This is a genomic window from Flavobacterium album (genome assembly GCF_003096035.1).
GTDB classification, from domain to species: Bacteria; Bacteroidota; Bacteroidia; order Flavobacteriales; family Flavobacteriaceae; genus Flavobacterium; species Flavobacterium album.
Window position 1 is genome coordinate 3,789,400 of the sequence record NZ_CP029186.1, and the last position, 24,599, is coordinate 3,813,998.

At 45.5% G+C, this 24,599-nt stretch carries 25 protein-coding genes; 16 read left to right on the forward strand and 9 right to left on the reverse strand.

The genetic code is table 11. The features are described from left to right. Window positions 1–51 precede the first annotated feature (51 nt). The 6 genes from HYN59_RS17000 (at window position 52) to HYN59_RS17025 (ending at window position 4,494) form a co-directional block, all read left to right on the forward strand. Window positions 52–654, forward strand: a complete 603-nt coding sequence (locus tag HYN59_RS17000) for a lactate utilization protein B/C (RefSeq protein WP_108779421.1) — start codon at window positions 52–54, stop codon at window positions 652–654. A 1-nt stretch (window position 655) separates the two neighbouring features. Continuing rightward, entirely contained in the window at window positions 656–1,498 is an 843-nt protein-coding gene (locus HYN59_RS17005; RefSeq protein WP_108779422.1) for a phosphatidate cytidylyltransferase, read from the forward strand. Continuing rightward, the gene (locus HYN59_RS17010; protein WP_108779423.1) at window positions 1,488–2,141 is read left to right on the forward strand and encodes a phosphatidylserine decarboxylase family protein; all 654 of its coding nucleotides are present in this window, start codon (window positions 1,488–1,490) and stop codon (window positions 2,139–2,141) included. The genes HYN59_RS17005 and HYN59_RS17010 overlap by 11 nt, the downstream gene beginning before the upstream one ends. A gap of 4 nt (window positions 2,142–2,145) precedes the next feature. Next, window positions 2,146–2,409 carry an acyl-CoA-binding protein gene (locus HYN59_RS17015; protein ID WP_108779424.1) on the forward strand — a complete coding sequence of 88 codons (264 nt, stop codon included), beginning with the start codon at window positions 2,146–2,148 and terminating at the stop codon, window positions 2,407–2,409. An 8-nt stretch (window positions 2,410–2,417) separates the two neighbouring features. Beyond that, the gene (locus HYN59_RS17020; protein WP_108779786.1) at window positions 2,418–3,200 is read left to right on the forward strand and encodes a superoxide dismutase; all 783 of its coding nucleotides are present in this window, start codon (window positions 2,418–2,420) and stop codon (window positions 3,198–3,200) included. 208 nt (window positions 3,201–3,408) lie between these two features. Next, entirely contained in the window at window positions 3,409–4,494 is a 1,086-nt protein-coding gene (locus HYN59_RS17025) for an RHS repeat domain-containing protein (RefSeq protein WP_108779425.1), read from the forward strand. 228 nt (window positions 4,495–4,722) lie between these two features. On the opposite strand, the gene HYN59_RS17030 is transcribed toward HYN59_RS17025, so the two are convergent. Next, the gene (locus HYN59_RS17030) at window positions 4,723–7,353 is read right to left on the reverse strand and encodes a valine--tRNA ligase (RefSeq protein ID WP_108779426.1); all 2,631 of its coding nucleotides are present in this window, start codon (window positions 7,351–7,353) and stop codon (window positions 4,723–4,725) included. 153 nt (window positions 7,354–7,506) lie between these two features. Here HYN59_RS17030 and HYN59_RS17035 point away from each other — a divergent pair, with 153 nt between their 5' ends. The 10 genes from HYN59_RS17035 to HYN59_RS17080 all read left to right on the forward strand — a co-directional run bounded on the left by HYN59_RS17035 (window position 7,507) and on the right by HYN59_RS17080 (window position 15,611). Then, a complete protein-coding gene (locus HYN59_RS17035) occupies window positions 7,507–7,938 on the forward strand; it encodes a DUF1573 domain-containing protein (RefSeq protein ID WP_108779427.1) in 432 nt (143 codons plus the stop codon). Between the two features lie 196 nt (window positions 7,939–8,134). Then, a complete protein-coding gene (locus tag HYN59_RS17040; RefSeq protein ID WP_108779428.1) occupies window positions 8,135–9,328 on the forward strand; it encodes a pyridoxal phosphate-dependent aminotransferase in 1,194 nt (397 codons plus the stop codon). Between the two features lie 267 nt (window positions 9,329–9,595). Next, on the forward strand, window positions 9,596–10,135 hold the full coding sequence (locus HYN59_RS17045; RefSeq protein ID WP_108779429.1) for a Crp/Fnr family transcriptional regulator: 540 nt from the start codon (window positions 9,596–9,598) through the stop codon (window positions 10,133–10,135). A 57-nt stretch (window positions 10,136–10,192) separates the two neighbouring features. Further along, on the forward strand, window positions 10,193–10,735 hold the full coding sequence (locus HYN59_RS17050; RefSeq protein WP_108779430.1) for a DinB family protein: 543 nt from the start codon (window positions 10,193–10,195) through the stop codon (window positions 10,733–10,735). Between the two features lie 644 nt (window positions 10,736–11,379). Then, window positions 11,380–12,516, forward strand: coding sequence for an ABC transporter substrate-binding protein (locus HYN59_RS17055; protein ID WP_108779431.1), 1,137 nt, complete (start codon window positions 11,380–11,382; stop codon window positions 12,514–12,516). After that, window positions 12,516–13,550 (forward strand): iron ABC transporter permease, encoded by a 1,035-nt coding sequence (locus tag HYN59_RS17060; RefSeq protein WP_108779432.1) that lies wholly within the window; start codon window positions 12,516–12,518, stop codon window positions 13,548–13,550. Before HYN59_RS17055 ends, HYN59_RS17060 begins: the two co-directional genes overlap by 1 nt. Beyond that, on the forward strand, window positions 13,550–14,338 hold the full coding sequence (locus tag HYN59_RS17065; RefSeq protein ID WP_108779787.1) for an ABC transporter ATP-binding protein: 789 nt from the start codon (window positions 13,550–13,552) through the stop codon (window positions 14,336–14,338). The genes HYN59_RS17060 and HYN59_RS17065 overlap by 1 nt, the downstream gene beginning before the upstream one ends. A gap of 77 nt (window positions 14,339–14,415) precedes the next feature. Beyond that, window positions 14,416–14,673 (forward strand): hypothetical protein, encoded by a 258-nt coding sequence (locus HYN59_RS17070; RefSeq protein WP_108779433.1) that lies wholly within the window; start codon window positions 14,416–14,418, stop codon window positions 14,671–14,673. Between the two features lie 2 nt (window positions 14,674–14,675). Then, complete coding sequence (locus HYN59_RS17075; protein WP_108779434.1) at window positions 14,676–15,179, forward strand: hypothetical protein; 504 nt, start codon at window positions 14,676–14,678, stop codon at window positions 15,177–15,179. 15 nt (window positions 15,180–15,194) lie between these two features. Beyond that, window positions 15,195–15,611: a hypothetical protein gene (locus HYN59_RS17080; RefSeq protein WP_108779435.1), complete on the forward strand. Its 417-nt coding sequence runs from the start codon at window positions 15,195–15,197 to the stop codon at window positions 15,609–15,611. Between the two features lie 56 nt (window positions 15,612–15,667). Here the strand turns inward: HYN59_RS17080 and mdh are convergent, their stop codons facing one another. The 8 genes from mdh to HYN59_RS17120 all read right to left on the reverse strand — a co-directional run bounded on the left by mdh (window position 15,668) and on the right by HYN59_RS17120 (window position 24,598). After that, window positions 15,668–16,603, reverse strand: coding sequence for a malate dehydrogenase (gene mdh, locus HYN59_RS17085; RefSeq protein WP_108779436.1), 936 nt, complete (start codon window positions 16,601–16,603; stop codon window positions 15,668–15,670). A gap of 3 nt (window positions 16,604–16,606) precedes the next feature. Continuing rightward, window positions 16,607–17,029: a DUF6588 family protein gene (locus HYN59_RS17090; RefSeq protein WP_108779437.1), complete on the reverse strand. Its 423-nt coding sequence runs from the start codon at window positions 17,027–17,029 to the stop codon at window positions 16,607–16,609. Between the two features lie 14 nt (window positions 17,030–17,043). Next, complete coding sequence (locus HYN59_RS17095; protein ID WP_146185976.1) at window positions 17,044–17,646, reverse strand: DUF6588 family protein; 603 nt, start codon at window positions 17,644–17,646, stop codon at window positions 17,044–17,046. Further along, window positions 17,639–19,579 carry a DNA topoisomerase (ATP-hydrolyzing) subunit B gene (gyrB, locus tag HYN59_RS17100; protein ID WP_108779439.1) on the reverse strand — a complete coding sequence of 647 codons (1,941 nt, stop codon included), beginning with the start codon at window positions 19,577–19,579 and terminating at the stop codon, window positions 17,639–17,641. Before gyrB ends, HYN59_RS17095 begins: the two co-directional genes overlap by 8 nt. A gap of 171 nt (window positions 19,580–19,750) precedes the next feature. Further along, the gene (locus tag HYN59_RS17105; protein ID WP_108779440.1) at window positions 19,751–20,254 is read right to left on the reverse strand and encodes a DUF488 domain-containing protein; all 504 of its coding nucleotides are present in this window, start codon (window positions 20,252–20,254) and stop codon (window positions 19,751–19,753) included. Between the two features lie 116 nt (window positions 20,255–20,370). Next, complete coding sequence (gene asnB / locus HYN59_RS17110) at window positions 20,371–21,987, reverse strand: asparagine synthase B (protein WP_108779441.1); 1,617 nt, start codon at window positions 21,985–21,987, stop codon at window positions 20,371–20,373. A 307-nt stretch (window positions 21,988–22,294) separates the two neighbouring features. After that, window positions 22,295–22,747, reverse strand: a complete 453-nt coding sequence (locus HYN59_RS17115) for a hypothetical protein (RefSeq protein ID WP_108779442.1) — start codon at window positions 22,745–22,747, stop codon at window positions 22,295–22,297. 117 nt (window positions 22,748–22,864) lie between these two features. Next, window positions 22,865–24,598 (reverse strand): TonB-dependent receptor, encoded by a 1,734-nt coding sequence (locus HYN59_RS17120; protein ID WP_108779443.1) that lies wholly within the window; start codon window positions 24,596–24,598, stop codon window positions 22,865–22,867. Window position 24,599 lies beyond the last annotated feature (1 nt).

Here is a 24,599-nt window from a genome sequence, read left to right on the forward strand (position 1 = left end):
AATTAAGATTTTTTTATCTTTGAGATTCAAGGAAAAACCGGATAAAACTGTATGAGTCTTTTTAAAAAAATTTTTGGCGCCGCAAACGATATTTCGGGCGAAGATAAAAATCCGGACGGGAGCCCTTTTCTCCCGGAGCAGCAACTTCCTGTCGATGAGTTATTCATGACAAATTTCAGGAAGAACGGCGGTAAGTTCATATATTGCGAGAACCTGTCTGAAGTGCATGAGCAATTCCTTAATGTGCTTGAGGAAAATGACTGGTTTGAATGTGAAGTAATGTGCCTGGAGCCGCGACTTTACCCACTTCTCGATGAAAACAAGCTGACTTACACAAAACCGCAGGATCCAAAATTCCTTTTGGCTACCTGCGAAAACCTTATTGCAGACGAAGGCTCGATACTTTTTTCATCGAACCAGATAAAGCAGAACAAGCCCAATGAGCTTCCTGCCAACATCGTGGTATATGCTACTACCAGCCAGATACTGGGCAGCAAGAGTGACGGCCTGAGGGTAATTAAGAAAAAATACGACAGGGACTACCCTACCAATATCACTACAATAAAATATTTTGAAAAAGCGAAAGAGGAAGATTTCCTGCAGTACGGAAGTTCGGCAAAAAATATGTACCTGTTGCTTTTAGAAGACCTGTAAGATGAACGAAAGCACAGTCAGGGCGCTCTCAGGTATTGTTTATATAGCACTGTTATTAGGCGCAACGCTTTACTCCCCTATAAGTTTTGTAATTTTATTCGGCATTTTTATGCTGATAGCCATTACAGAATTCTGCAGGCTGGTTAACCTCAATTACCCATTACCGCTTATTTTGGGTGCTGCAAGTCTCGGCCTGTTTACCTTTGTAATCCCAAACAATGATCTGTCAGCCAATCTCTCGCTTTGTATTGGTTCTATTTTCATAGCATCATTACTTTTGGAAGAGCTTTTCAGCCAAAGGCCATCGGCACAAAAGAACAGTACGGTAAAATATGCCCAACTGTTCGGCTATGTCATTTTTCCCTTTATCCTGATAGTCAAATTGCCAATTACTACAACATACGGAACAGAATCAGGTTCAGGTATCATTCCATATTTGCCACAAATCGTTATCGGGGCTTTTACTATCATCTGGACCAACGATACTTTCGCCTATATTATTGGTAAATCTATTGGCAAACATAAGTTATTTGAGCGCATTTCACCTAAAAAGACCATTGAAGGATTTCTTGGCGGGATGGCTTTTGCAATTGCTGCTGCATATATCCTAAGTTTGTACTATAAAAACTTTTCACCCCTTCAATGGATGGTTTCGGCCGTTATCCTTGTAATATTCGGCACATTAGGCGACCTAGTAGAATCAAAATTTAAGCGGGTGGCAGGTGTTAAAGACAGCGGGAGCATCATGCCGGGCCACGGCGGAATTTTAGACAGGCTTGATAGTATTATATTTGCAATACCTTTCCTATTTTTGTATTACCAAATCATAAGTTATGTTTCATAAAGAAGGAGCAAAGATCATTTTCATCGCACTGGCGATAACCGTAGGAGTTGTAATACTCTCTGACCAATTCATACACAGCTTCTGGCTGCTCAAGGCCATACAGGTCATTGCGCTTATTTTCCTGATACTCATACTGCAGTTCTTCAGGAACCCAAAACGTTATGTGGATGCCGCCGACCATGTTATCATTGCACCGGTTGACGGGAAAGTTGTAGTGATAGAAGAAGTGTTTGAGCCGGAGTATTTCAAGGACAAGCGCCTGCAGGTATCCATCTTTATGTCGCCTATCAATGTGCACGTAACGCGGTATCCGGTAAACGGACTTGTGAAATTCAGCAAATACCATCCGGGTAAATACCTTGTGGCATGGCATCCTAAAGCGAGCGAAGAAAACGAGCGCACAACGGTAGTGACCGAGAACAGTTACTTTGGCGAGATATTATACAGGCAGATAGCCGGTGCACTGGCAAGGCGTATTGTAAATTATGCACGCGAAGGCATGCAGGTGGTACAGGGTACCGATGCCGGCTTTATAAAATTCGGTTCCAGGGTCGACCTGTTCCTCCCATTGGGTACCGAAGTGAATGTTACGCTGGGCCAAAAAGCCATTGGCGGAAAAACTGTAATAGCAACTAAAGCATAATTCCATGCCCGAAAAGGACCTCGATACCCTTTTTCAGGAAGCTTACGAAAAAGCATCCAACATGCAGCAGGCCCTCCCGCAGGATGTCATGCTGCGGATTTATGCCTACTATAAGCAGGCTACGTCCGGGGAGGCGAACCAGGGTTATTACCAGAACTTCGACCTTAGGAACGCCTTCAAGATGAATGCTTGGATGCAGGTGCAGCACCTTACACCGGATGAAGCCAAACAGCTCTACATTGAGACTATTAATTCTATAATTAAATAATGACCGATATGAAAAAAGTAAAAATTTTCTTCTCTGCATTGGTAGTGATAGCCGCATTGCAGTCGTGTAAAGATAAAAATGAACTGGAAGAAGTAGTAGACGTGCCTGCTCCTGAGAAAGAAACAGCTGCACCAGCTGCGCCAATGGGGAATCCGGACGACGTAAAAGCCGAAGAAGGCCCTTTCCAGATGGCAAAACTGGGTTATGCGTATGACGCACTTGCCCCAAATATCGATGCCAAAACAATGGAGATCCATTACTCTAAGCATTACAAGAAATATACCGATGAGCTGAACAAGGCCATCAAGGGTACCGACCTTGAAAAGAAAACCATCGAGGAGATATTTGCTACACTAAACATGGAGAACAAACCTGTAAGGAATAATGCGGGCGGTTTTTACAACCACTCCCTGTTTTGGGAAATAATGGGCCCTAAAGCAGGTGGTGAGCCAAAAGGCGCACTTGCTGAGGCTATCACTAAAGACTTTGGCTCTTATGAGAACTTCAAAACACAATTTACAGAGGCTGCTACCAAGCAATTCGGTTCCGGATGGGCATGGCTTGTAGTGACAAAAGACGGCAAACTGGCCATTACCAGCACACCAAACCAGGACAACCCGTTGATGCCTGGCGCAGCAGTAGCCGGAAAGCCGGTACTAGCGCTTGACGTTTGGGAACACGCATACTACCTGAACTACCAAAATAAAAGGCCGGAATATATCACCGCTTTTTATAATGTAATCAACTGGGATGCCGTTGCTAAAAAATATGATGCGGCTTTGAAGAAGTAAAAAGGAATGCGGATGACGCGGATCGGGCGGATTTACGCAGATCAAAAATTCTTAATACATAATGATTTATCCGCCTTCGGGCGGATTTTTCTTTTATAACACCAGGAAATTTGTGAAAGCCTGTCAGATTCACATTATCAGTTTTACAATCCCTTGTAGATTTCGAAAAAAAGAATGATTTTTGGGATATTCAAAATAATACAAACACATGAAATACCTATATCCGTTAGCCTTATTACTTGTTTTGGTTTCCTGCCGGGACGAAGAAACAAAAGAATCTGTTGACAGGTCAAAAGCCGACTGGCCCTTTTATAAACTGGAAGGCAATGTAAAGGAAGTTTCTGAGAAATCTTATGAAATTGATGCTGCCGGGCAAAAAGGCGGCACAAAAAATGAAATTGCCAGCAGCCACGACAACGACCTTACCTTTAACGAAAAAGGGATGCTGGTCTCTGAAAAGCTATGGCTAAACGCTACAACCCCATTTGAGGAGATAAAATACAACGGGCGGGAAAACATGCTAAGCAAAGTGCAGTATATCAATGGGCAGATAGGAATAAAAACGGAGAACAGCCGTGATAAGTCGGGGAACATCACGGGCATCATACGCCGCAACGCAGACAATTCGCAAATTGACCGTATAGCTATGACTTACGAAGGAAAAAAGCTGATGGAGAAGAAAACCTTTAACAACCAGGACAACCCAAATGACAGGATTACTTACGTTTATGACAGTAATGGGAACCTGAAGGGCGAAAACCTTTATTTGGGAAGCGAATATGTACAGGTGAAAAACCTTTACGAATATGATGGGCAAAACAGGAAAATTTCGGAATCGCGCTACAGCAAAGACAAGCCGCTATACACAATGACCTATGGCTACGATGGCAAAAATGTTACAAAAAAGGAAACCACTGATGGCAAAGGCGTAGTGCTGAACAGTGAAAAAAGCAGCTATGATAAAAAAGGCAACCTGGTGAAACGCTATACTATCGATAATTCAGACAAATCGGAAGTAATGGATAGCTATACCTATGACAGCAAAGGAAATGTGACCAGCTGGACGATGACCCGAAATAACGCACCCGAAATGAGGGTGGTTTATAAATATGACGGGCACAATAATGCTACCGCCGTAAAAACTGTCAACGGAAAAGGAGAAATTATTGACGATCGCACCTACACCTATGAGTATGATGATAAAGGCAACTGGACTAAAAAGACCGTAACGCTTAACAATAAGCCTTTTACAGTTGTTGAAAGGAAAATAACTTACTTCCCTACCGAAGAGTAATTTTAGCAACGAATTACACGAATTTCCACAAATTTTAAATTAATATAATTTGTAGCTGGAATTTCTTTTTAAAGCTTGTAAGCAATTATCCTAAAAGTTTATACAATTCCGACTGTTCTACTGTTGGACAAGTTCCATGGCTGAAAAACAAAAAATCCCGCCGAAGCGGGATTTAAATATTTTCACTAATTCAAAAATTTGTGGAAATTCGTGTAATTCGTGGCTAAATCATTTCAGGCTTGCAAGGCTTTGCTCAATAGTAGCGATCTTAGCCAGTGCATCGGCTTCTTTCTGCCTTTCCATGGCAACAACTTTTTCAGGAGCACTGCCTACGAATTTCTCATTCGATAATTTTGCCTGTACCGATTTGAGGAAACCTTTATTATAGTTAAGCTCTTCCGTTAGCTTGGTAATCTCTTCCTCAACATTTACAGCACCTGTTACCGGGATAAAGTATTCGTTGGAACCTGCCCTGAAGGTAAGCGCCCCGTTTACTTTTTCGGCAGTATATTCCAGATTTGCTACATTTCCAAGCTTCATGATAATGCTGTCGAACTCCGCGGAAAGGTTTTCATTATTGAGTACTTTCAGGTCGATACTGTCCCTGAACGGGATGTTCTTATCCTTCCTGATCGTGCGTATTCCCGATATTACCTCAGTAGCTGTTTCAAAGCCTGCAATAAGCCTTTCATCAGCCTGTTTCATTATTGGCCATTTCGAAATGATAAGTGCCTCTTCCGGCTTCCTGTCTGCAATGTACTGCCATATCTCTTCGGTAAGAAAAGGCATGAACGGATGGAGCAGCTTCAGATTGGCTTCAAGCATTTCAATAGCTTTGTCATACGTGGTCCTGTCGATCGGCTGCTGGTAACCCGGTTTGATCATCTCGAGGAACCATGAGCAGAAATCATCCCAAACCAGCTTATAGATTGCCATCAACGCATCGCTGATGCGGTATTTTTCAAAATGGTCCTCGATCTCGGCAAGGGTTTTATTCAGCTTTGCTTCATACCAGCTGATTGCCATACGGGCAGAATCCGGCTGTTCGATATCACTTACCTCCCACCCTTTTATCAGGCGGAATGCATTCCATATCTTATTAGCGAAAGCTTTACCCTGGTTGCATAACTCCTCATCAAACATGATGTCGTTACCGGCAGAGGCGCTCAGTAACAATCCTGTACGTACACCATCGGCACCGAACTTTTCAATAAGGTCTAATGGGTCGGGTGAATTGCCCAAGGATTTGGACATCTTCCTCCGTTGGTTATCGCGAACGAGACCTGTCAGGTAAACATTCGAGAATGGCTTTTCGCCGGTATATTCATAACCTGCAACGATCATCCTCGCCACCCAGAAGAAAAGAATATCCGGTCCGGTAACAAGGTCGTTGGTAGGGTAATAGTATTTAAAATCTTTATTCTCAGGCTCCAGTATGCCACCGAAAACAGCCATTGGCCACAGCCAGGAAGAGAACCAGGTATCCAGCGCATCCGGATCCTGTTTCAGGTCGGCGGCAGTAAGGTTCTGGTTTCCTGTGCGTTCTTTGGCCAAAGCAAGGGCATCAGCTGCATTTTCAGCAACTACAAAGTCCTCTTTGCCATCGCCAAAATAATAGGCCGGTATCTGCTGGCCCCACCACAGCTGGCGCGAAATGTTCCAGTCGCGGATGTTCTCCATCCAGTGGCGGTAAGTGTTGTCAAAACGTTTCGGGTACAGTTTTACTTCTTCCGTTTCAAGTACAGCTTTTATAGCAGGTTTTGCCAACTCTTCCATTTTCAGGAACCACTGGTCGCTCAGCCGCGGCTCGATAACCGCTTTGGTCCTTTCGGAAGTCCCCACTTTATTTACGTGAACTTCGGTCTTTGCAAGGCTGCCGATGGTTTCGAGCTCGTTGGCAATCTCATCTCGAACCACAAAACGGTCTTTTCCTGCATAATGCAGGCCAAAGCTGTTTAATGTAGCATCATCGTTAAAAATATCGATGATCTCAAGGTTATGGCGCTCGCCAAGCTCTTTATCATTAACATCGTGTGCCGGAGTTACCTTCAGGCATCCCGTACCGAATTCCATATCAACATACTCATCAAAAATGATCGGGATAACGCGGTTTGCAATAGGCACGATCGCATTCTTGCCTTTCAGGTGGGTGTAGCGCTCATCGTTAGGATTGATACAGATGGCAGTATCCCCCAATATGGTTTCCGGGCGCGTGGTGGCTACGGTCACATAGTCCTCGCTGCCTTCTATCTTATATTTCAGATGGTACAATGTGCCCTGGCGTTCTTCATAATTTACCTCTTCGTCAGAAAGCGTCGTCTTCGCTTCCGGGTCCCAGTTCACCATACGGTAGCCGCGGTATATCAGGCCTTTATTATAAAGGTCTACAAACGATTTTATAACCGAAGCCGACATATCCGGGTCCATCGTGAATTTGGTACGGTCCCAGTCGCATGAAGCACCCAGCTTCTTAAGCTGCTCGAGTATTACGCCGCCATACTTATCGGTCCATTCCCATGCGTGCTTTAAGAACTCTTCGCGGGTAAGGTCGTTTTTATTGATACCCTCGGCTTTTAGCTTCGCCACGACTTTAGCTTCGGTAGCGATAGAAGCGTGGTCGGTACCCGGTACCCAGCAGGCGTTAAAGCCTTTCAGGCGCGCACGGCGAATCAGTACATCCTGTATCGTGTTGTTCAGCATGTGGCCCATGTGCAGTACCCCGGTGACGTTTGGCGGGGGGATTACGATAGTATACGGTGTCCTGTGGTCGGGTTCCGAATGAAAATAATTGTGCTTCATCCAGTACTCATACCATTTGCCCTCAGCGGCCTTAGCGTCAAATTGCGATGGGATTGTCATGATTTTTAAGTGCTTTTATTCCAAAAAAATGTTTGGTCTGGTTTTTGTAAATTACCTGCAAAAGTAACTATATAAGTACAATAAAAAAAGTGGCCTACTATTTGTACTTTAATTTAAACTGAGTATTTTTACTAAAAACAAAAAATTACCAAAATGAAACGAATTTTAGGTTTGATCGCAGTGTTAGTTATCACCGCTTCAGGTTATGCACAGTCAGGGGCTAAATTAGAGCTTAAGAATGGCGACACCATTGATTATGGCACTACCAGCAAAGAAGACGATAACGGGGTACGATTTTTTGAGTTTACCAACACAGGCGATGCGCCCCTTATTATTAAAGAGGCAAAATCTACCTGCGGCTGTACTGTGCCTAACTGGCCTAAAGAGCCCATTGCACCGGGAAAAACCGGAAAGATTGAGGTGAAATATAACATGAATCCGGGCCCTATAAGGAAAACCATCACTGTACAGTCTAACGCGGTAAACTATCCCGGCGGTACTGTGGCACTGAAAATAAAAGGCGATGTGGTTGCACAGGACCAGGTGAATGTACTGCAAAAGAAAAAAACTATAGTGAACCAGTAAGTTTACCTTGGAAATAGTATAATCAGCCCTGCTAATGCGGGGCTGTTTTATTTTGGCCGATTACCTGAATTAAACTACTGTCCAAAATTTTAACTTGGGAATCAAATTTGTGAAATTCGTGTAATTAGTGGCTCTAACATATTTATTTCTCTAAAAAAAGTTGCAAATTTGCGGCAACAACATAAAAAATACAAAGATGCCGCAAGTATCAGAAAAAGGCAGGCAAATGCCCGAATCCCCTATCAGGAAACTGGTTCCTTATTCAGAAATGGCGAAAAAGAAAGGCCACAAAGTATACCACCTGAACATTGGCCAGCCGGATATCAAAACCCCTGAAGTGGCGCTTGAAGCCATTAAGAACAACAACATACAAATCCTTGAATACAGCCATTCTGCCGGTTTCGAAAGCTACAGGAATAAGCTCGCCGCTTCTTACCAGGCACATGGCGTAAATGTAAACCCTGAAAATATTATCATAACCACCGGCGGATCTGAAGCATTGCTTTTTGCCCTTGGAAGTACCATGGATGCAGGCGATGAAGTTATCATACCTGAGCCTTTTTATGCCAATTACAATGGCTTCTCCGTTGCATCGGGCGTAAAGGTAGTACCGGTTATCTCTACTATAGATGAAGGCTTTGCCCTTCCCCCTATTGCTGATTTTGAAAAGCTGATCACACCAAAAACCAAGGCGATACTTATCTGCAACCCGGGCAACCCTACCGGCTACCTGTATACCCAGGAAGAGATACAGCAGCTTGCCGAACTGGTAAAAAAACACGACCTTTTCCTTATTGCTGACGAAGTATACCGTGAATTTACGTATGACGGTGACAAGCATTATTCGGTAATGAACGTTCCGGGTATTGAGGAGAATGCTATCATGATCGATTCGGTTTCCAAGCGTTACAGCATGTGCGGCGCAAGGATAGGCTGCATCGTTTCTAAAAATAAAGAAGTTATGGCTACCGCCATGAAATATGCCCAGGCACGCCTTAGCCCGCCAACTTTCGAGCAGATAGCCAGCGAGGCAGCATTGGATACGCCGCAAAGCTATTTTGACGAAGTTATAGGCGAATACCGCGAGCGCAGGGATACCCTGATTGCCGAGCTGAACAAGATTGAAGGTGTAAAAGTCGCTACCCCAAAAGGCGCATTTTACTGCATCGCTAAACTACCTGTAGACAACGCCGACAAGTTTGCCCAATGGCTGCTGGAAAGCTTCGACCTGGATGGTGAGACGGTTATGGTTGCACCTGCTGCCGGGTTTTACTCAACACCAAATGTAGGCCTTGACGAGATACGTATTGCATATGTACTTAAGAAAGAAGATCTTATTCGTTCGGTTGAAATACTGAAAGTTGCAATAGCACAGTATAATAGCAAATAATTTTTTTGCTGCCTTATATGAAAGCCTTTCGCATTGCGAAGGGCTTTTTTTTGCAGTTGCTAAAAATAATTTCACGCAAAGCCGCGAAGCCGCCAAGACTCAGGCCGGAGTCAGGATGGCTGAAAGGCGCAATGACATTGCTATGCAATGTTGCCAACTCCCTACTTGCGTCTTTGCGATTTACGCGAAATGTTTCTGATGAAGCAATAAGAAGCCTTATGAAAAAGCCATTAATCAAAGGTTGCTATATTTGTGAAAATAAAAACAATGGACGTAATGCAAGAGCTTCTCACCGCCATGCAAAATGCCGGATTGCAATGGACGGAGCCTGTGGAACTAAAGCGTGGCGAACTGCTGTTTTCGGCAGGCCGGGCCGATGTGCCCGTGTATCTCCTGGAGCAGGGTACTGTGCGCATCGTCTCCCAAAACGATGAGGAAACCAACACTATCCGCTTTGCATACAAGGGTTCGCTTTTTGCCGCAATGGACAATTTGATCACAGGCCAGCCTACCCTTTACACTGCGGAAGCGATCAAACAGGTCAGTATCAGATCGATCCCAAGAGCAGCGTTCCTGGACTTTATCAACAGCGACAGGAAGCATCTGGAATTATGGAATATCATTTTGGGTTACATCATTATCGGCCAGCTCGAAAGGGAAACCGACCTGCTTACCACATCGCCCCGCGAACGTTATGAAAGAGTGCTCCGGCGCTCACCGCAGCTATTCCAGGAAGTGCCGCACAAGTATATTGCCTCCTACCTCCGCATGACACCCGAAACTCTTTCCCGCCTCCAAAAATCTTGAGGCTGGTCAATATTTTATATCCTGCCAATATTGAATTTTGCACTAAAATCATCAATCATGAAAACAAGCAGTAAAAGCCTGTTACAGGAACTCGAAAAGATTACGCAGGACAACAGCAACACCGCAGCACATTTTCTTACCCTTAGCGAAGAGCAGCTAAACTTTAAGGCATCACCCGGATCGTGGAGCATACTGGAATGCCTGGAGCACCTGAACCGGTATTCTGCTTTTTACCTACCTGAATTGAGAAGGCATCTTACTACCTCAAGAACAGAAACCAACCCCATATTCAAAAGCGGGCTTTGGGGCAATTACCTGGTAAAAATGGTCATCCCGAAAGAAGGCGGCAAAAAAATGAAAACATTCACCGCGATGAATCCTTCAGGCAGCAAACTGGACAAAGCAGTAATTTCCCAATTCATCGAAACACAAACACAGCTGCTGGGAATAATTGAATCGGCAGGGTCGGCAGACCTGAATGTGGCAGGCATACCGGTTACATTCACAAAACTCATAAAGCTAAGGCTCGGCGATGCATTGCGGTTTATGGCCTATCATAACCAAAGGCATGTACAGCAGGCACAACGTATTCATTCCTAAAAAACTTTATTAGGAGCGAATGGCTTAGGCATTTTTGCAGTCCATTTTCCTGCCCTCGCCTTTATCCCGCCGAAAAAGGCGGGGATACCGGCTTGGTCGGGGCTATGAAGGAAACTATCTGAACTTTTGGAAGTCAGCTTTAACCCTGATTGTTTCGCCCTTTCAGGGCTTGGATGTGTACGCCTTTATTTTTCCCCGGGCGTTGCCCGGGGCTAGTGTATTTAACCCCGTTGGGGTTGCCATAAGCTGAATTACAAATGCCTTGCTGTAAAAGTCTCTAACTCGTAATTAATCCTCTTATACATTACAGGATTTTAAAAAATTACATCGTCAATAAACCCCAACGGGGTTACACAAATTAGCCATGGGCATCGCCCATGGTTTTAGACGGTTCTTATGAAATAGCCCTGAAGGGGCGTAACAATTCAGCAGGAGTGTAGTTCGCGTGACGGATAGAGGCGGTATCCCCGTAGCGCAGCGGAGGGGTATAGCCGATAGCCGGACGGCGTAGGCACGGAGCCGGCACGCCCAAATAAACACCCTCAAACAAAGAATGTGTGTAATTTGTGTAATCCCGCCAATCGCGGGACAAGTTTGGTGGCAAAAACCTTTATAATTTATACATTTGCACCAATCGCATTTTCATGAAAAAATTATTCTGCATAGTGTTCCTTACCGCCCTGGCCTTAGCGGGATGCAAAAAAGAAAACCAGGTTATTAAACACGCTTCGACCATTGTTGATAATTCGGTGAAGCATGCCAAAGGCCTCGAAATTTACAGATACCAAGGGTATACTGTCGTGAAGGTCACCAACCCGTGGCCGGATGCAACAGACACCTTTACCTATGTAATGCAGAAGAAAAACACGGTGCTGCCCGACAGCCTGAAGAACTATACCGTTATACAAGTGCCGCTGAAAACCGTAGTTGTAACCTCTACTACCCACATCCCTTCTCTGGAAATGCTGGGGGTTGAAAACACGCTTATAGGGTTTCCGGGGATTGATTTTATCTCATCGGAAAAAACACGGGCAAGAATTGATTCCGGCAAGGTGAAGGAGGCCGGCCAGAATGAAAGCCTGAACACTGAAGTGATGCTCGACCTTAACCCCGATGCCTTGGTTGGCTTCAGCATCAGCAGCCACAACAAGACGATGGACAACCTGCAGCAAAGCGGGATGAAAATACTGTATAACGGCGACTGGACCGAACAATCGCCCCTCGGCAAAGCCGAATGGATAAAATTCTTTGGGGCGCTGTATGGCCTGGAAGACAAAGCCGACGAACTTTTTGCCAACATCGAAAAAGAATATAATGCCGCACAAGAGCTGGCTAAAAAGGTAACTGTAAAACCCACGGTGCTTTGCGGCGCCATATACAATAATCAATGGCTGATGCCACAGGGCGGAAGCTGGGCATCGCTGTTCCTGAAAGATGCGGGGGCAAGTTACCTTTGGGCAGATTCGGATGGGACGGGCAGCCTCAGCCTTTCGTTTGAGACAGTGCTTGATAAAGCAGAAAATGCCGACTTCTGGATCGGCCCGAGCCAATATACTTCTTTAAAGGAGATGACGGATGCCAATCCGCATTATGCACAATTCAAAGCGTTTAAAAACAAGCAGGTCTATTCGTTCGGCAATAAAAAAGGCGCGACCGGCGGGCTTATTTATTATGAGCTGGCACCCAACCGCCCTGATTTAGTGCTGAAAGACCTGGTACATATACTGCACCCTGAATTGCTGCCAAACCATAAACTTCAATTTTTTGAAAGGCTGAAATAATGCAAAACAGAAAGCGGAACATAGCTATTTTTACCACACTGGGCATTGCGCTGGTGTTCCTCTTTTTGGTTAATATCAGCATGGGCGCTGTAAATATCCCTGTGGGTGAAGTATTCGATACGCTGACCGGCGGCAATGCCTCCAAACCTGCATGGGACTATATAATACTTAGTTACCGCCTCCCTAAAGCCGTCACCGCGCTGCTTGTAGGTATGGGATTATCGGTGAGTGGGCTTTTGATGCAGACGCTTTTCCGTAACCCGCTTGCCGGCCCGGATGTATTAGGACTGACATCGGGAGCCAGCCTGGGAGTTGCTTTTGTAATACTGGGCGCGGGATTTTTGCCAGGCGCACTGGCAGGCTTTTTCCTTTCGCCCTATGGCATTGTTTTAGCCGCAATAGCCGGGTGTTTTTTGGCACTGCTTGCCATCCTTGTTGTGGCGCAGCGCCTTCGTGACACCATGGCGATACTGATCATCGGGCTGATGTTTTCCAGCTTTACAGGCGCAATTGTGGGGGTACTCACCTACTTCAGCACGGCAGAGCAATTGCAGAAATATACTTTTTGGGCTTTGGGCAGCCTCGGGAATTTGCCGTGGAGCACTATTATTGTATTAGGGGTGGTTGTACTATCAGGATTAATACTGTCTGCATTTTGCATTAAGCCGCTCGATGCGCTGTTATTGGGCGAGCGTTATGCGAAAAGCCTGGGCATAAACTTTAAAAAGACACGATTCATCATCATACTTTCTACAAGCCTGCTTACGGGCTGCATTACCGCCTTTGCGGGCCCCATTGCTTTTATAGGACTGGTCGTGCCCCATATTGCCAAGCTGGCTTTCCGGACGAGCAGCCACTTTACGTTGTTTTGGGCAACGCTGCTGTCAGGGGCTATCATACTGCTTATCTGCGACACGTTTACGCAATTGCCGGGAAGTGAATTTGTACTCCCCATCAACGCCATAACATCAATTGTAGGTGCACCCATAGTGATATGGCTGCTAATGCGCAAACAGAAAGGAGTATTCAGCTGATGGAAAAACAGGGAACCATATTATCTGCAAAGGATTTAAGCATCGGTTATACTTATGGTAAAAACACGAATGTTATTGCCAGCGATATTACCCTAAACTTGGCACAGGGCAGCCTTACAGCACTTATCGGTGCCAATGGAATAGGGAAATCGACATTGCTGCGGACACTGACAGGGATACAGCCGCCACTGCAGGGAAGCATTTTTCTCAACAATAAAGACCTGGCCGCCTATTCGCAAAAAGAGCTGGCACATAACCTCAGTATTGTTTTAACCGAAAGCCTCCCTCCAAGCAACCTTACGGTATTCGAATTGGTAGCGCTTGGCAGGCAGCCGTATACCAACTGGCTGGGGTCGCTGTCGGAGGAAGACCACGAACTGGTGGAAAAGGCGCTGGAACTTACGCAGACAGCACCGTTAGCACAAAAAAAGCACCATGAGATAAGCGACGGCCAATTGCAAAAGGTGCTGATAGCCCGTGCGCTGGCACAGGATACACCGCTTATTATCCTTGACGAACCTACCACACACCTTGACCTGCTGCATAAGGTAAACCTCCTGCGTCTCCTTAAAAAACTGGCTTTGGAAACCGGTAAATGTATCCTCTACTCTACCCACGACCTTGACCTGGCATTGCAGATGAGCGATGAAATCATTGTAATGGCAAACGGAAACACCATTCAGGACTCACCTAAAAACCTCATTGAGCAAAAGGTATTTGACACCTTGTTTAACGACCCCGGCATTATCTTCGATGCGGAAAAAGGCGGGTTTGTCATCCAGCCGTAAATACCTTTAACATAAGCTAAACACTTATCGGTTCCGGATTGGCTATATTTACGTATCAAACTTAAATATAACAGATCATGGGGCAATTTACAGTCAACTATCCGGGTGATAAATCTCAGCTTTTAAATAAGATAAAAAGCACCGTTGGTGATAAAGGCAAAGTAAGCGGAGACGAGCGGCAGGGAAATTTTTCAGGCGAAACGCCTGTTGGTGATTTTGAAGGTACTTATACCATCGAGGGCGATAATATCAATATTGATATCACTAAAAAGCCTTTCCTTGTTTCGACAGGGATGATAAAAGATGAATTTGAAAAAGCCCTTAAAAAAGCCTGATAATGTATAAGCTGCTCTTTTTACTGATCTCGGTTACTGCCCTGGCACAGCCTCCGAAAATGGAACTGCAGCCTTATGGATTCGATCCTATTGAGGTGACTATTCCGGCAACTCCAAACGATAAGCTTATTGAGGTGACAAAAGCATGGGTGCAGGATTACAACAGGCGCGAAAAGGGCGCTGACATTACCAATGTCACCGGCAATTCGATAACAGTGAGCGCCTTCAAAAAAAACGGATTCTTTTACAGGAACCGTGGCGAGGCTTTTGAGCATAAGATACGGTATACATTAAAGATTACCTTCCAAGAGAACAGGTACACACTTGCTTTTAACGTAGAAGATATATATGCCGATGGCGAGTCACTGGCTAAATATAAGATCCCTGACTATTTTAATTCTTCAGGAAACCTGAAAGACGGCTACACCGACCTGAAGCCTTCGCTTGAGCGCACCGTGAATGATATCGTGAACTCGCATTATAACTTTATACTGAATTTCAGATAACCTAAAAACATTATTATGGCACCAGGAGGAACAGACGACCCTAAAGACTTAGGTTCAAAAAAGATAGGGAACCAGGAAAAGCAAAGCGATAAAAATGAAGGCTTTAGCGGGGATAACCTGCCGAAGAACTATGATCCTTCTAAAGATAAGCTAAAAATGGAGCTTGAAAAGAATGAGGATGGCGATATGGAAACCGTACAGCGTGCCCGTGATGTGGATGAAAAACAGGCGCCGCCGGTAAGCCTGGACGACAAGACCACCCGCGGTGACGGCGCCGTGGTAGATAAAAGCCGCGGCACAGCCAATGAAGCGCAAGATGTAGAAACAGCAGAGAACCGCGACTTCAATTCTGATGTGGATGAGGACCGCTATCCGGCATCGCATCCGGACAACCACAAACACAGGGGAAATACGCATGTTGGTGACTCATAAAAACAACAAAAGCCGCTATGTATAAGCGGCTTTTATATTTTATATACTTTAAGGGATTATGCCAGAACCGATTTCAGGTCACCGTTCATTGCCCTTACTGCATCGGCGCTTTTCGCGAACAATGCTTTTTCTTTTTCATCCAGCTTGATATCAACAATCTCTTCAAGGCCGTTCTTACCGATAATGCACGGAACACCCATGCAGATATCTTCCTGCCCGTATTCGCCTTCAAGCAACACTGAGCATGCGATCATTTTCTTTTGGTCGTTCAGGATGCTGTCTACAAGGTAAGCCACCGATGCTCCCGGTGCATACCATGCTGACGTACCTAAAAGGCCTGTAAGCGTAGCACCGCCCACCATAGTGTCGGCAGCTACTTTGTCAAGCACATCCTGTGAAAGGAAATTCGAAACAGGGCTTCCGTTGTATGAAGCAAGCCTTGTAAGCGGTATCATAGTCGTATCACCATGACCACCAATTACCATCCCCTGAACATCGTTAGACGGCTTGTCAAGCGCTTTTGATAAATAATATTTAAAACGTGAGCTGTCAAGCGCCCCACCCATACCGATGATCCTGTTTTTCGGAAGGCCTGTAGCTTTCAGCGTAAGATAGGTCATGGTATCCATAGGGTTAGAAACTACAACTATAATTGTGTTTGGCGAATGCTGAAGTACATTCTCAGCCACCGACTTAACGATGCCCGCATTGATGCCGATAAGCTCCTCGCGCGTCATACCCGGTTTTCTCGGTATTCCCGAAGTGATTACAACCACATCGCTGTTGGCCGTTTTAGCATAATCGTTGGTTACACCGCTCACCCTTGTATTGAACCCTGTAGTAGTAGCACACTGCATGATATCCATTGCCTTGCCCTCTGCAAAGCCTTCTTTAATATCAAGCAAAACCACTTCACTCGCAATTCCCCTGTAGGAAATAACATCTGCACATGTAGCGCCTACGTTACCGGCGCCTACTATTGTTACTTTCATAATCTAATTTTGTATTTCTGGTTTGTTGTTGTTTTTAATAGTATATTGTAATGATATGTTTGCATTGACAAATTTACCAAAAGCAAGTATAGTTTGTACATCAAATCTGCCAATATTATACCTCAGCGATGCTTCGCCTATGTAATTCACCTTTGTTTTATAGATCTCATGAAGGCGGGTGTTTAGTATCTGCTGTAAAGGAAGTGTATTTTCTATAGTGCCTTTAGGGCCGCCTACTTTGTATTTAAAATCACTGGTATTCACCATAAAGCTTGCCATAACCTCCCAACGGCCAAATTCCTTTGAGCCACTCACCTGCGCCTGCCAGGTATCCACAAGCCCGTTGATGGTATTTATGCCCAGCGTACCGTAATCCGTCTTCACATCAAGGAAGCTGAATTCAACATCCTCTTTACTATACGACACCGATGCCGCAAGGTTTATTTTTTTGCTTCAAGGCTTTTGAAATACTGGCTGAAACTGTGCTTCAGGCCAACACCATATACCTGGTAATCGCTTTTTTTGAGCTTTACCTTAGGAGAATATTTTACCAAAAGATCTGTGCCATACCATAAGCCTAAAGCCCCCTGCAAATAAGGATAGGCAACCGTTTCCATATCGATGCCCTGTGGTGTTTCCAGGCGTACCGGGCTATTGCCCAAAGTGCCCGTCAAATATACCTGGTGGTCATTGCCCAACGCGGTAGGTACGGTGGCCGATGTTCCCTGCTCTAACTGGAAGAAGGTGAAATCGCTGTTATTAATGGTAAAATTCCTGTCGCGTTGCGGCGTAAAAAACACATTAGTATGCAGGCCGAACGACACCTCCCACAAATCCCTTTTCTTTGGGGTAGTTATCCATCCTGAAACCGACTGGTAAACAGCGGCATCGGTAGCGGGAGTAATGTACTTATCTGAAAAAAACAGGGCATCGTTAAGAAGATGCCCTATTTGCATTATAGCTTCCTGGTCTGCCTGCGCAGCTGCCCTGCCCGAAACCAGGAGCAAAACCGCGAACAAACCTTTCAGAAACGGCTTATGCATCAATTTTGGCATAAGCAGCGTTCTTCTCAATAAATTCCCTTCTTGGCGGAACTTCATCGCCCATAAGCATTGAGAATATCCTGTCGGCCTCTGCAAGGCTGTCGATGCTTACCTGGCGAAGTGTACGGAACTCAGGGTCCATTGTGGTATCCCAAAGCTGCTCGGCGTTCATCTCACCAAGACCTTTATAACGCTGTATGGCCGTACCGCCACCCATCCTTTCAGAGATCAGGTCGCGCTGGTTATCCGTCCATGCATATTCTTTTTTGGTTCCTTTTTTCACCAGATACAAAGGAGGTGTCGCGATGTAAACGTGACCGCCTTCAATAAGCTCTTTCATGAAACGGAAGAAGAACGTAAGGATCAACGTGGCAATGTGGCTGCCGTCAACGTCGGCATCACACATGATCACTACTTTGTGGTAACGCAGCTTTTCAAGGTTAAGCGCCTTGCTGTCCTCGGCAGTACCTACGGTCACACCAAGAGCAGTGAATATATTGCGTATCTCTTCGTTCTCGAACACTTTGTGGTGCATCGCTTTTTCTACGTTAAGGATTTTACCCCTCAACGGCAATATCGCCTGGAATGCCCTGTCTCGGCCCTGTTTTGCAGTACCCCCCGCAGAGTCACCCTCTACAAGGAATATTTCGCATTTTTCCGGATCCTGCTCAGAGCAGTCGCTCAGCTTGCCGGGAAGCCCGCCGCCGCCCATAACGGTTTTGCGCTGCACCATTTCACGCGCTTTTTTGGCAGCGTGGCGTGCCTGTGCCGCAAGGATAACCTTTTGCACAATCACACGGGCATCGTTAGGGTTTTCCTCAAGGTAATTTTCAAGCATTTCGCTCACCGCCTGGCTTACCGGGGCCACTACCTCACGGTTACCCAATTTGGTCTTGGTCTGGCCTTCGAACTGCGGCTCCGCAACTTTTACCGAAATAATGGCCGTAAGCCCCTCACGGAAGTCATCACCAGAAATTTCGAATTTCAGCTTATCCAACAAGCCTGAGCTGTCGGCATATTTTTTAAGCGTATTGGTCAATCCACGACGGAAGCCTGATAAGTGGGTACCTCCTTCATGGGTATTGATATTATTTACATACGAAAAGATATTCTCGGTGTAGCTCGTGTTATAGATAAGCGCCACCTCTACCGGCACCTCGCCTTTGTCGCTCTCCATGCTGATAACGTGCGAAACAATAGGCTCACGGTTGGCATCCAGGAAACGGATGTATTCTTTCAGTCCTTCGTCCGAATGGAAAACTTCCGATACATACTCGCCTTTATCATTCTTTTCCCTCTTATCAGTAAGCGTTATGGTAATCCCTTTATTAAGGAACGACAGTTCGCGCATACGGGCCGCAAGGGTATCGTATGAGAATTCAATGGTCTGGGTAAAGATAGTCGGGTCCGGGTAAAACGTTTGGGTAGTACCCCTTCTTTCGGTCTCACCTATCTGCTTAACCGGGTAAAGCGCTTTACCCCTTTCGTATTCCTGTTCGTATATTTTGCCCTCGCGGAAAACGGTAGAGCGCATGTGGTTGGAAAGTGCATTCACTACAGATACACCCACACCATGGAGACCACCGGAAACTTTATAGGAATCTTTGTCAAATTTACCGCCGGCGCCAATCTTGGTCATTACTACCTCAAGAGCCGAAACGCCTTCTTTTTTATGCAGGTCGACCGGGATACCACGGCCATTATCTTCAACGGTTATAGAGCCGTCCTCATTGATCGCCACACCGATAGTGTCGCAATGCCCGCCCATGGCCTCATCAATAGAGTTATCTACAACTTCGTAAACAAGGTGGTGCAAACCGCGCACCCCCACATCTCCTATGTACATCGAAGGGCGCATCCTTACGTGCTCCATCCCCTCAAGCGCCTGAATACTGTCTGCTGAATAACTGTTTTTCTTTATCTCCTCACTCATAAAAATTTGGTTCTTAAACGGATTTTAAGTTTAACGAACAAATATAAGGAAGTGAAGGCGATTATGCCACAAAACGGGCTGTTTTGGGAAGTAAGTTATTAACAATTTATTAAAACTTCCGGCCTGTTGAGGATATTTTAAAAGTAGTGATAATCCCTTAGAAAAATGGCCTTAAAATAGCGTTAGACTGCCCTGGGTGCCGTCAGTCAAATTGTGTATCAACAGATTCCCTTTTTCGTCAATATGCAGCACATCGATCCCTTCAGAAGCCAGTACATTAGCGATGAGATGTGTGCGATGGCATTCTGACGGCTTGCTTTCGCTGCACATTATGGCAAGACTGATGTTACCGGCGCAGGCTTGCTTTAACCGTTCTATACGGTCCCTAAAAAAAGGTTTGGTACTGATAACCGAATAGTCGACCCTGCCCTTTTCGTTATAACAGGTTTTGTCTTTCGGCCTGCCCCCAAGCGCATCACCCATAAAGACATAGGTAATGCCGTTTACCTCCAAAAAGCTTTTCAATGCAGCCTGCCTGTACTGGGGATTAAACCGCGAATAAGGCACCGACCGCACATCAACGAGGTATTTGATACTATAGCGGTTCAGCAATACAAGGAAATCCTCAGCTTTACGCGTGCCATGGCCAATTGTATAAAGCGGTGTCTTTTCCATATCCAATTTTACATAAAAACCCGGTCAGTTGCAAGGCTGTTAACAAACAAAAAACGCCCCGGCTCGTCGGGGCGTTTTTCTACAAACAAACAAACTAAATTCCAAAAAACCTGAAATTATACTTCTGCCTTCGCACAGGCAATTGCGGTGTCGGCATGTACGTGCGCCGCATTGGCCCTTCCGCTCGGGTCTGTATTTTCCTGCCACTTCGGTATCCATTTCCTAACCGTTTGCGCCGCGCTCACCTGCGGGAAATGCTTATGGAAAACCGACCTGTAAAAATAGGCCTCCTTGGTAACAGGTGTATTGTAAGGGAAACGCTGCTCGGCGTTTTCAAGCTCTGCGTCGGTAACCTGTGCAGAGCAATATTCTATCAGCGTATCGATCCAGCTGTAGCCTACGCCATCGCTAAACTGCTCTTTCTGCCTCCAAAGCACCTCATCCGGCAGATAGGGCTGCTCCGGGGTATCAAAGGCTTTGCGTAATATGTATTTTTCAACGCCATCGTAGGTCTTTGGCTGCTTATCTTCAGGATTGATCTTTATGGCAAGCTCCAGAAATTGCTTATCCAGGAACGGAACGCGTGCCTCAAGCCCGTGCGCCATGGTGCTTTTGTCGGCCCTCAGCAGATCGGCTGTAAAGAGCTTTTGCACCCTTTCAATGGTCTCTTTCTGGAAGTCCGATGGCGATGGCGCATTGCGGAAGTACAGGTAGCCACCAAAAATCTCATCGGCACCTTCGCCCGACAATACCACTTTTATGCCCATATCGGTAATTGCTTTCGAAAGGAAGTACATCGGCGTGCTTGCACGTATCGATGTTACATCATAGGTTTCAAGGTGCCATATCAGTTTATCCAGAATCGCTATCCCCTGCTCTATCGTAAAATGCACTTCGTGATGTTCTGTGCCCAAAAACTCTGCCACCTTGCGTGCTGCAACGGCATCCGGCGCCATTGCATCCAACCCTATAGAAAAGGAATGCAGCACCTGCCCGCTATCCTTCATCAGCCTTGCGGCGATGGAAGAAGTAAGCGACGAATCGAGCCCGCCCGAAAGCAGCACCCCGATGGGAACATCGCTCATCAGCCTTTTTTCTACGGCCTGGGTAAGGGTTTTCCGAATAGCTTCAAGATCGACAGCTTCCACTGCTTTTGATGCATCCTCCCACTGAGGCCTGTAGTATTTTACAAAACCGGTCTGCGGCGTATAGTAATGCCCCGGGGGGAAGGTAGAGAACGTTTGGCACTGGTCGGCTATCGACTTCATTTCTGAAGCGAAATAAATCCTGCCCCTCTCGTCAAGGCCGTAATACAAAGGCTTTACGCCAAGCGGGTCGCGCCCCGCAATAAAATCGTCGCCATCTATCACTACAAAAGCAAACATGCCATCCAGCAGGTTGCAGAAATCGTATCCGTATTCCTCATAGAGGTGCACGATCACTTCTGAATCCGATGTAGTGCGGAATGTATGGCCTTTCAGCACGGTATCGCGCAGCTTGCGGTGGTTGTAAATTTCGCCATTGTGCACCATCCAGGCGCTTTTAGTTCCCTGTATAGGCTGTTTGCCGGTATGGAGATCAATTACCGAAAGTCGCTCGTGGCTCAGTATGTGCCCTTTTTCTGTTACATGAAGGTCGCTTTCGTCCGGGCCGCGGTGCGACATCCTTTTTGAAAGCTGCTTAACCAATGCCTCGTCTTTTCCCTTACCGATAATTGCTAAAATTCCACACATATTGTCTCTGTTTTAAATTGGCGGCTGAACGTGCTCATCAGTTATGTTCAGCAAGACAAAATTGTATTTTTAGTTTCAATTATAAAATCATAAAAGTGTTTTCAATTACAATTTGTAATTATAAATAAACAAATTAAGCAATTAAGTAAGTTGAATAGCGGATTTCATCAGAAGGCGATTACAAATCATAAAAAAACCATCTTTAAGATGGTTAGAATTATGGAACACGGATGATGATGCTAAAAGCGGGACAGGCTGCGGATTTAGCGGATGACCAGAGATTTTTATGCAGGGCTGATATATGAAACTATTGTACCTGTTCAATTCTATATTTTGTCGTACCAACCTCAAATTCATCCCCTTCCTTCATCCCCATCATCCTCATTCCTAAAGGAGATTGCGGAGAAAGCGCTATTATGTTAATGCCTTCGATGATTATCTTTGGGAGTGCGGCGCTTACAAAGAGATAGAGGTTATTGGCTTTCACCAGGCTGCCTAATGCTATCTTAGAGTGTACGATCTCGGGGTTTATTTTGTCAAGGATGGCTTTCTGATCCAGGAACTCCTTCATCTTGTGATTGAGCTTTTCCTGTTCCAGGTGCATCATGGAAAGCGCCGTTTCGTGCTTATCGCCCGCCGAGCCTTTAGCATCATTGGAAGCATCTTCGGTAAGGGCAACGATCATATCACGGAAGGCATCGATGCGGTCTTCTGCCTGCTGTTTGTAGTAGGCGAGTGTTTTTTGTTTGAGTGTGTCCATATCTTTTGATCCTGCAAGGTTTTGGAACCTTGTAGGTATAAATTAAACGAAAAACCTGTAACAAAACATGCTACAGGCTATTATCAAACTACAAGGTTTTGAAAACCTTGCAGGTTGTTAGAAATTAAACTTATACGATGCCCCTATCAAAAACTGGAAGCCCTGCACCTGGTAGTTTACCCAACGCTCGTAGTTTTGGCCGGTAATGTTGTTCAGTTTCAGGAAGCCGGTAAGGCGCTCGTTGTATTTGTACCCGGCATGGGCGTTAAGGTCGAAGTAGCTTTTAAGGGTGACAATTTCCAGTTGGGTATTTTCGTTAAAAACCATATCCTTCCTGTCACCTACAAAGAAGATGTTCGTACCCGCATACCATTTGTCGGTGATATCCACATCAAGGCTTGCACCGCCTTTTATCTGCGGAAGGTTGAATGCTTCCTGAAGGTTTTCAGTGGAATAGCTAAAATAAGTTCCGTTAATTCCAAAATGTACTTTCTGTGAGAAATCTGCTTTCAGTTCTCCAAAGAAGCTGATTGTCTTCAGGTTGTCATATACCACACCAAAAGAGTTGCCGTTGGAATATCCCATAGCATCAGCCACAGTACCAAGTGCTGCATTATTAAGGAAAAATGCGTGATTGTCCTCATTCATATACGACCCGCGCACATTATAGGCTACTGTACTTGCCAACTTGCCTTTAAGCCCAACATAAATGTCATATTTCTGGTCGGTTGGGGCAACTATAAGCGTTGGCGAAACAAACGGGTTCTGGCTTACGAAATCGGCATACGAGTTCTGGCGCAATGTTCCTTCGGCACCGGCATAGGCTACCATAAGGTCGCCAACTACTTTATACGATGCTTTTACCTGCGGGTAAACAAATATCTTGTTGTCTGAATCATTGTTCATTTTGCCCATACTATAGAAGATCCCGGCACCCAATTGTACCGACAGGTCTTCTTTCTGGTAAAGCAGGCTTGGCTGTACGCCCAAATTAAAATGGCTGTAGCTAAGGTCGGCAAGATTAGTAATGTCTTTATCAAAAGACCCTCCCACATAATCGGCCACGAAATCGACTTTTATTTTTTCATCCATAATAGGAATATCGAGTGATGGCGTTATGAAAAAACGGTTCTCTGCCGATCCGTATGCGTCCCAAAAGCGTTTGTACTGCGCCGATGCATTATGGAAGAAACTATCCTTCGTTGCTATTTTCCCACCAATATAAAACGTCTGGTAGGTTTGCTGCGGGTCGATAGCTGCAATGGCTTCGGGCGTAAAAGTTACATAATCCAACGGAAGCCCGTACCAGTTATAGGTCTGGCGCTGGTAACCCAAATCAGTACTCCAATTGTAGCCCTGCTGGCGGCTGCCATAAGTAAGATCCAGTGCGGTGTTGTAATACTGGTCATCTAACTTTACATCTTTAATTCCGCCCTGCGATGACAGGTGGCGCAGCATCCCGCCCATGTAATCGGTATCGCTTACATTTTCGGTCACGAACAATTCGGCGTTGATGGTACCGTAATTGCCCACACCCAATGTAGCGTAGTTATTAAAGTATTTCTCTTTGGCTTCCTTGTCAACGGCGGCTGCCCTGCCCTTTGCCGGGGCAAAAGTGGATGCTACCGGGAATGAGAAGATGTTATATTTTATCTCTTCCTTTTTTGTATCCTCGTCGTCTTCGATAACAGGTGTTTCCTTTACCTTAAACGCATCCGATATGGTCGGGGTGTAGGGCTTTACCACGTTTACCACCTCGGTACCTATGTTTTCGTCCTTCTTTTGCGCGAAGGCTTCCTGCGCTCCTGCAAATGCTATCGCTATGGCTATGTATCTGAATTTGGTCTTCATG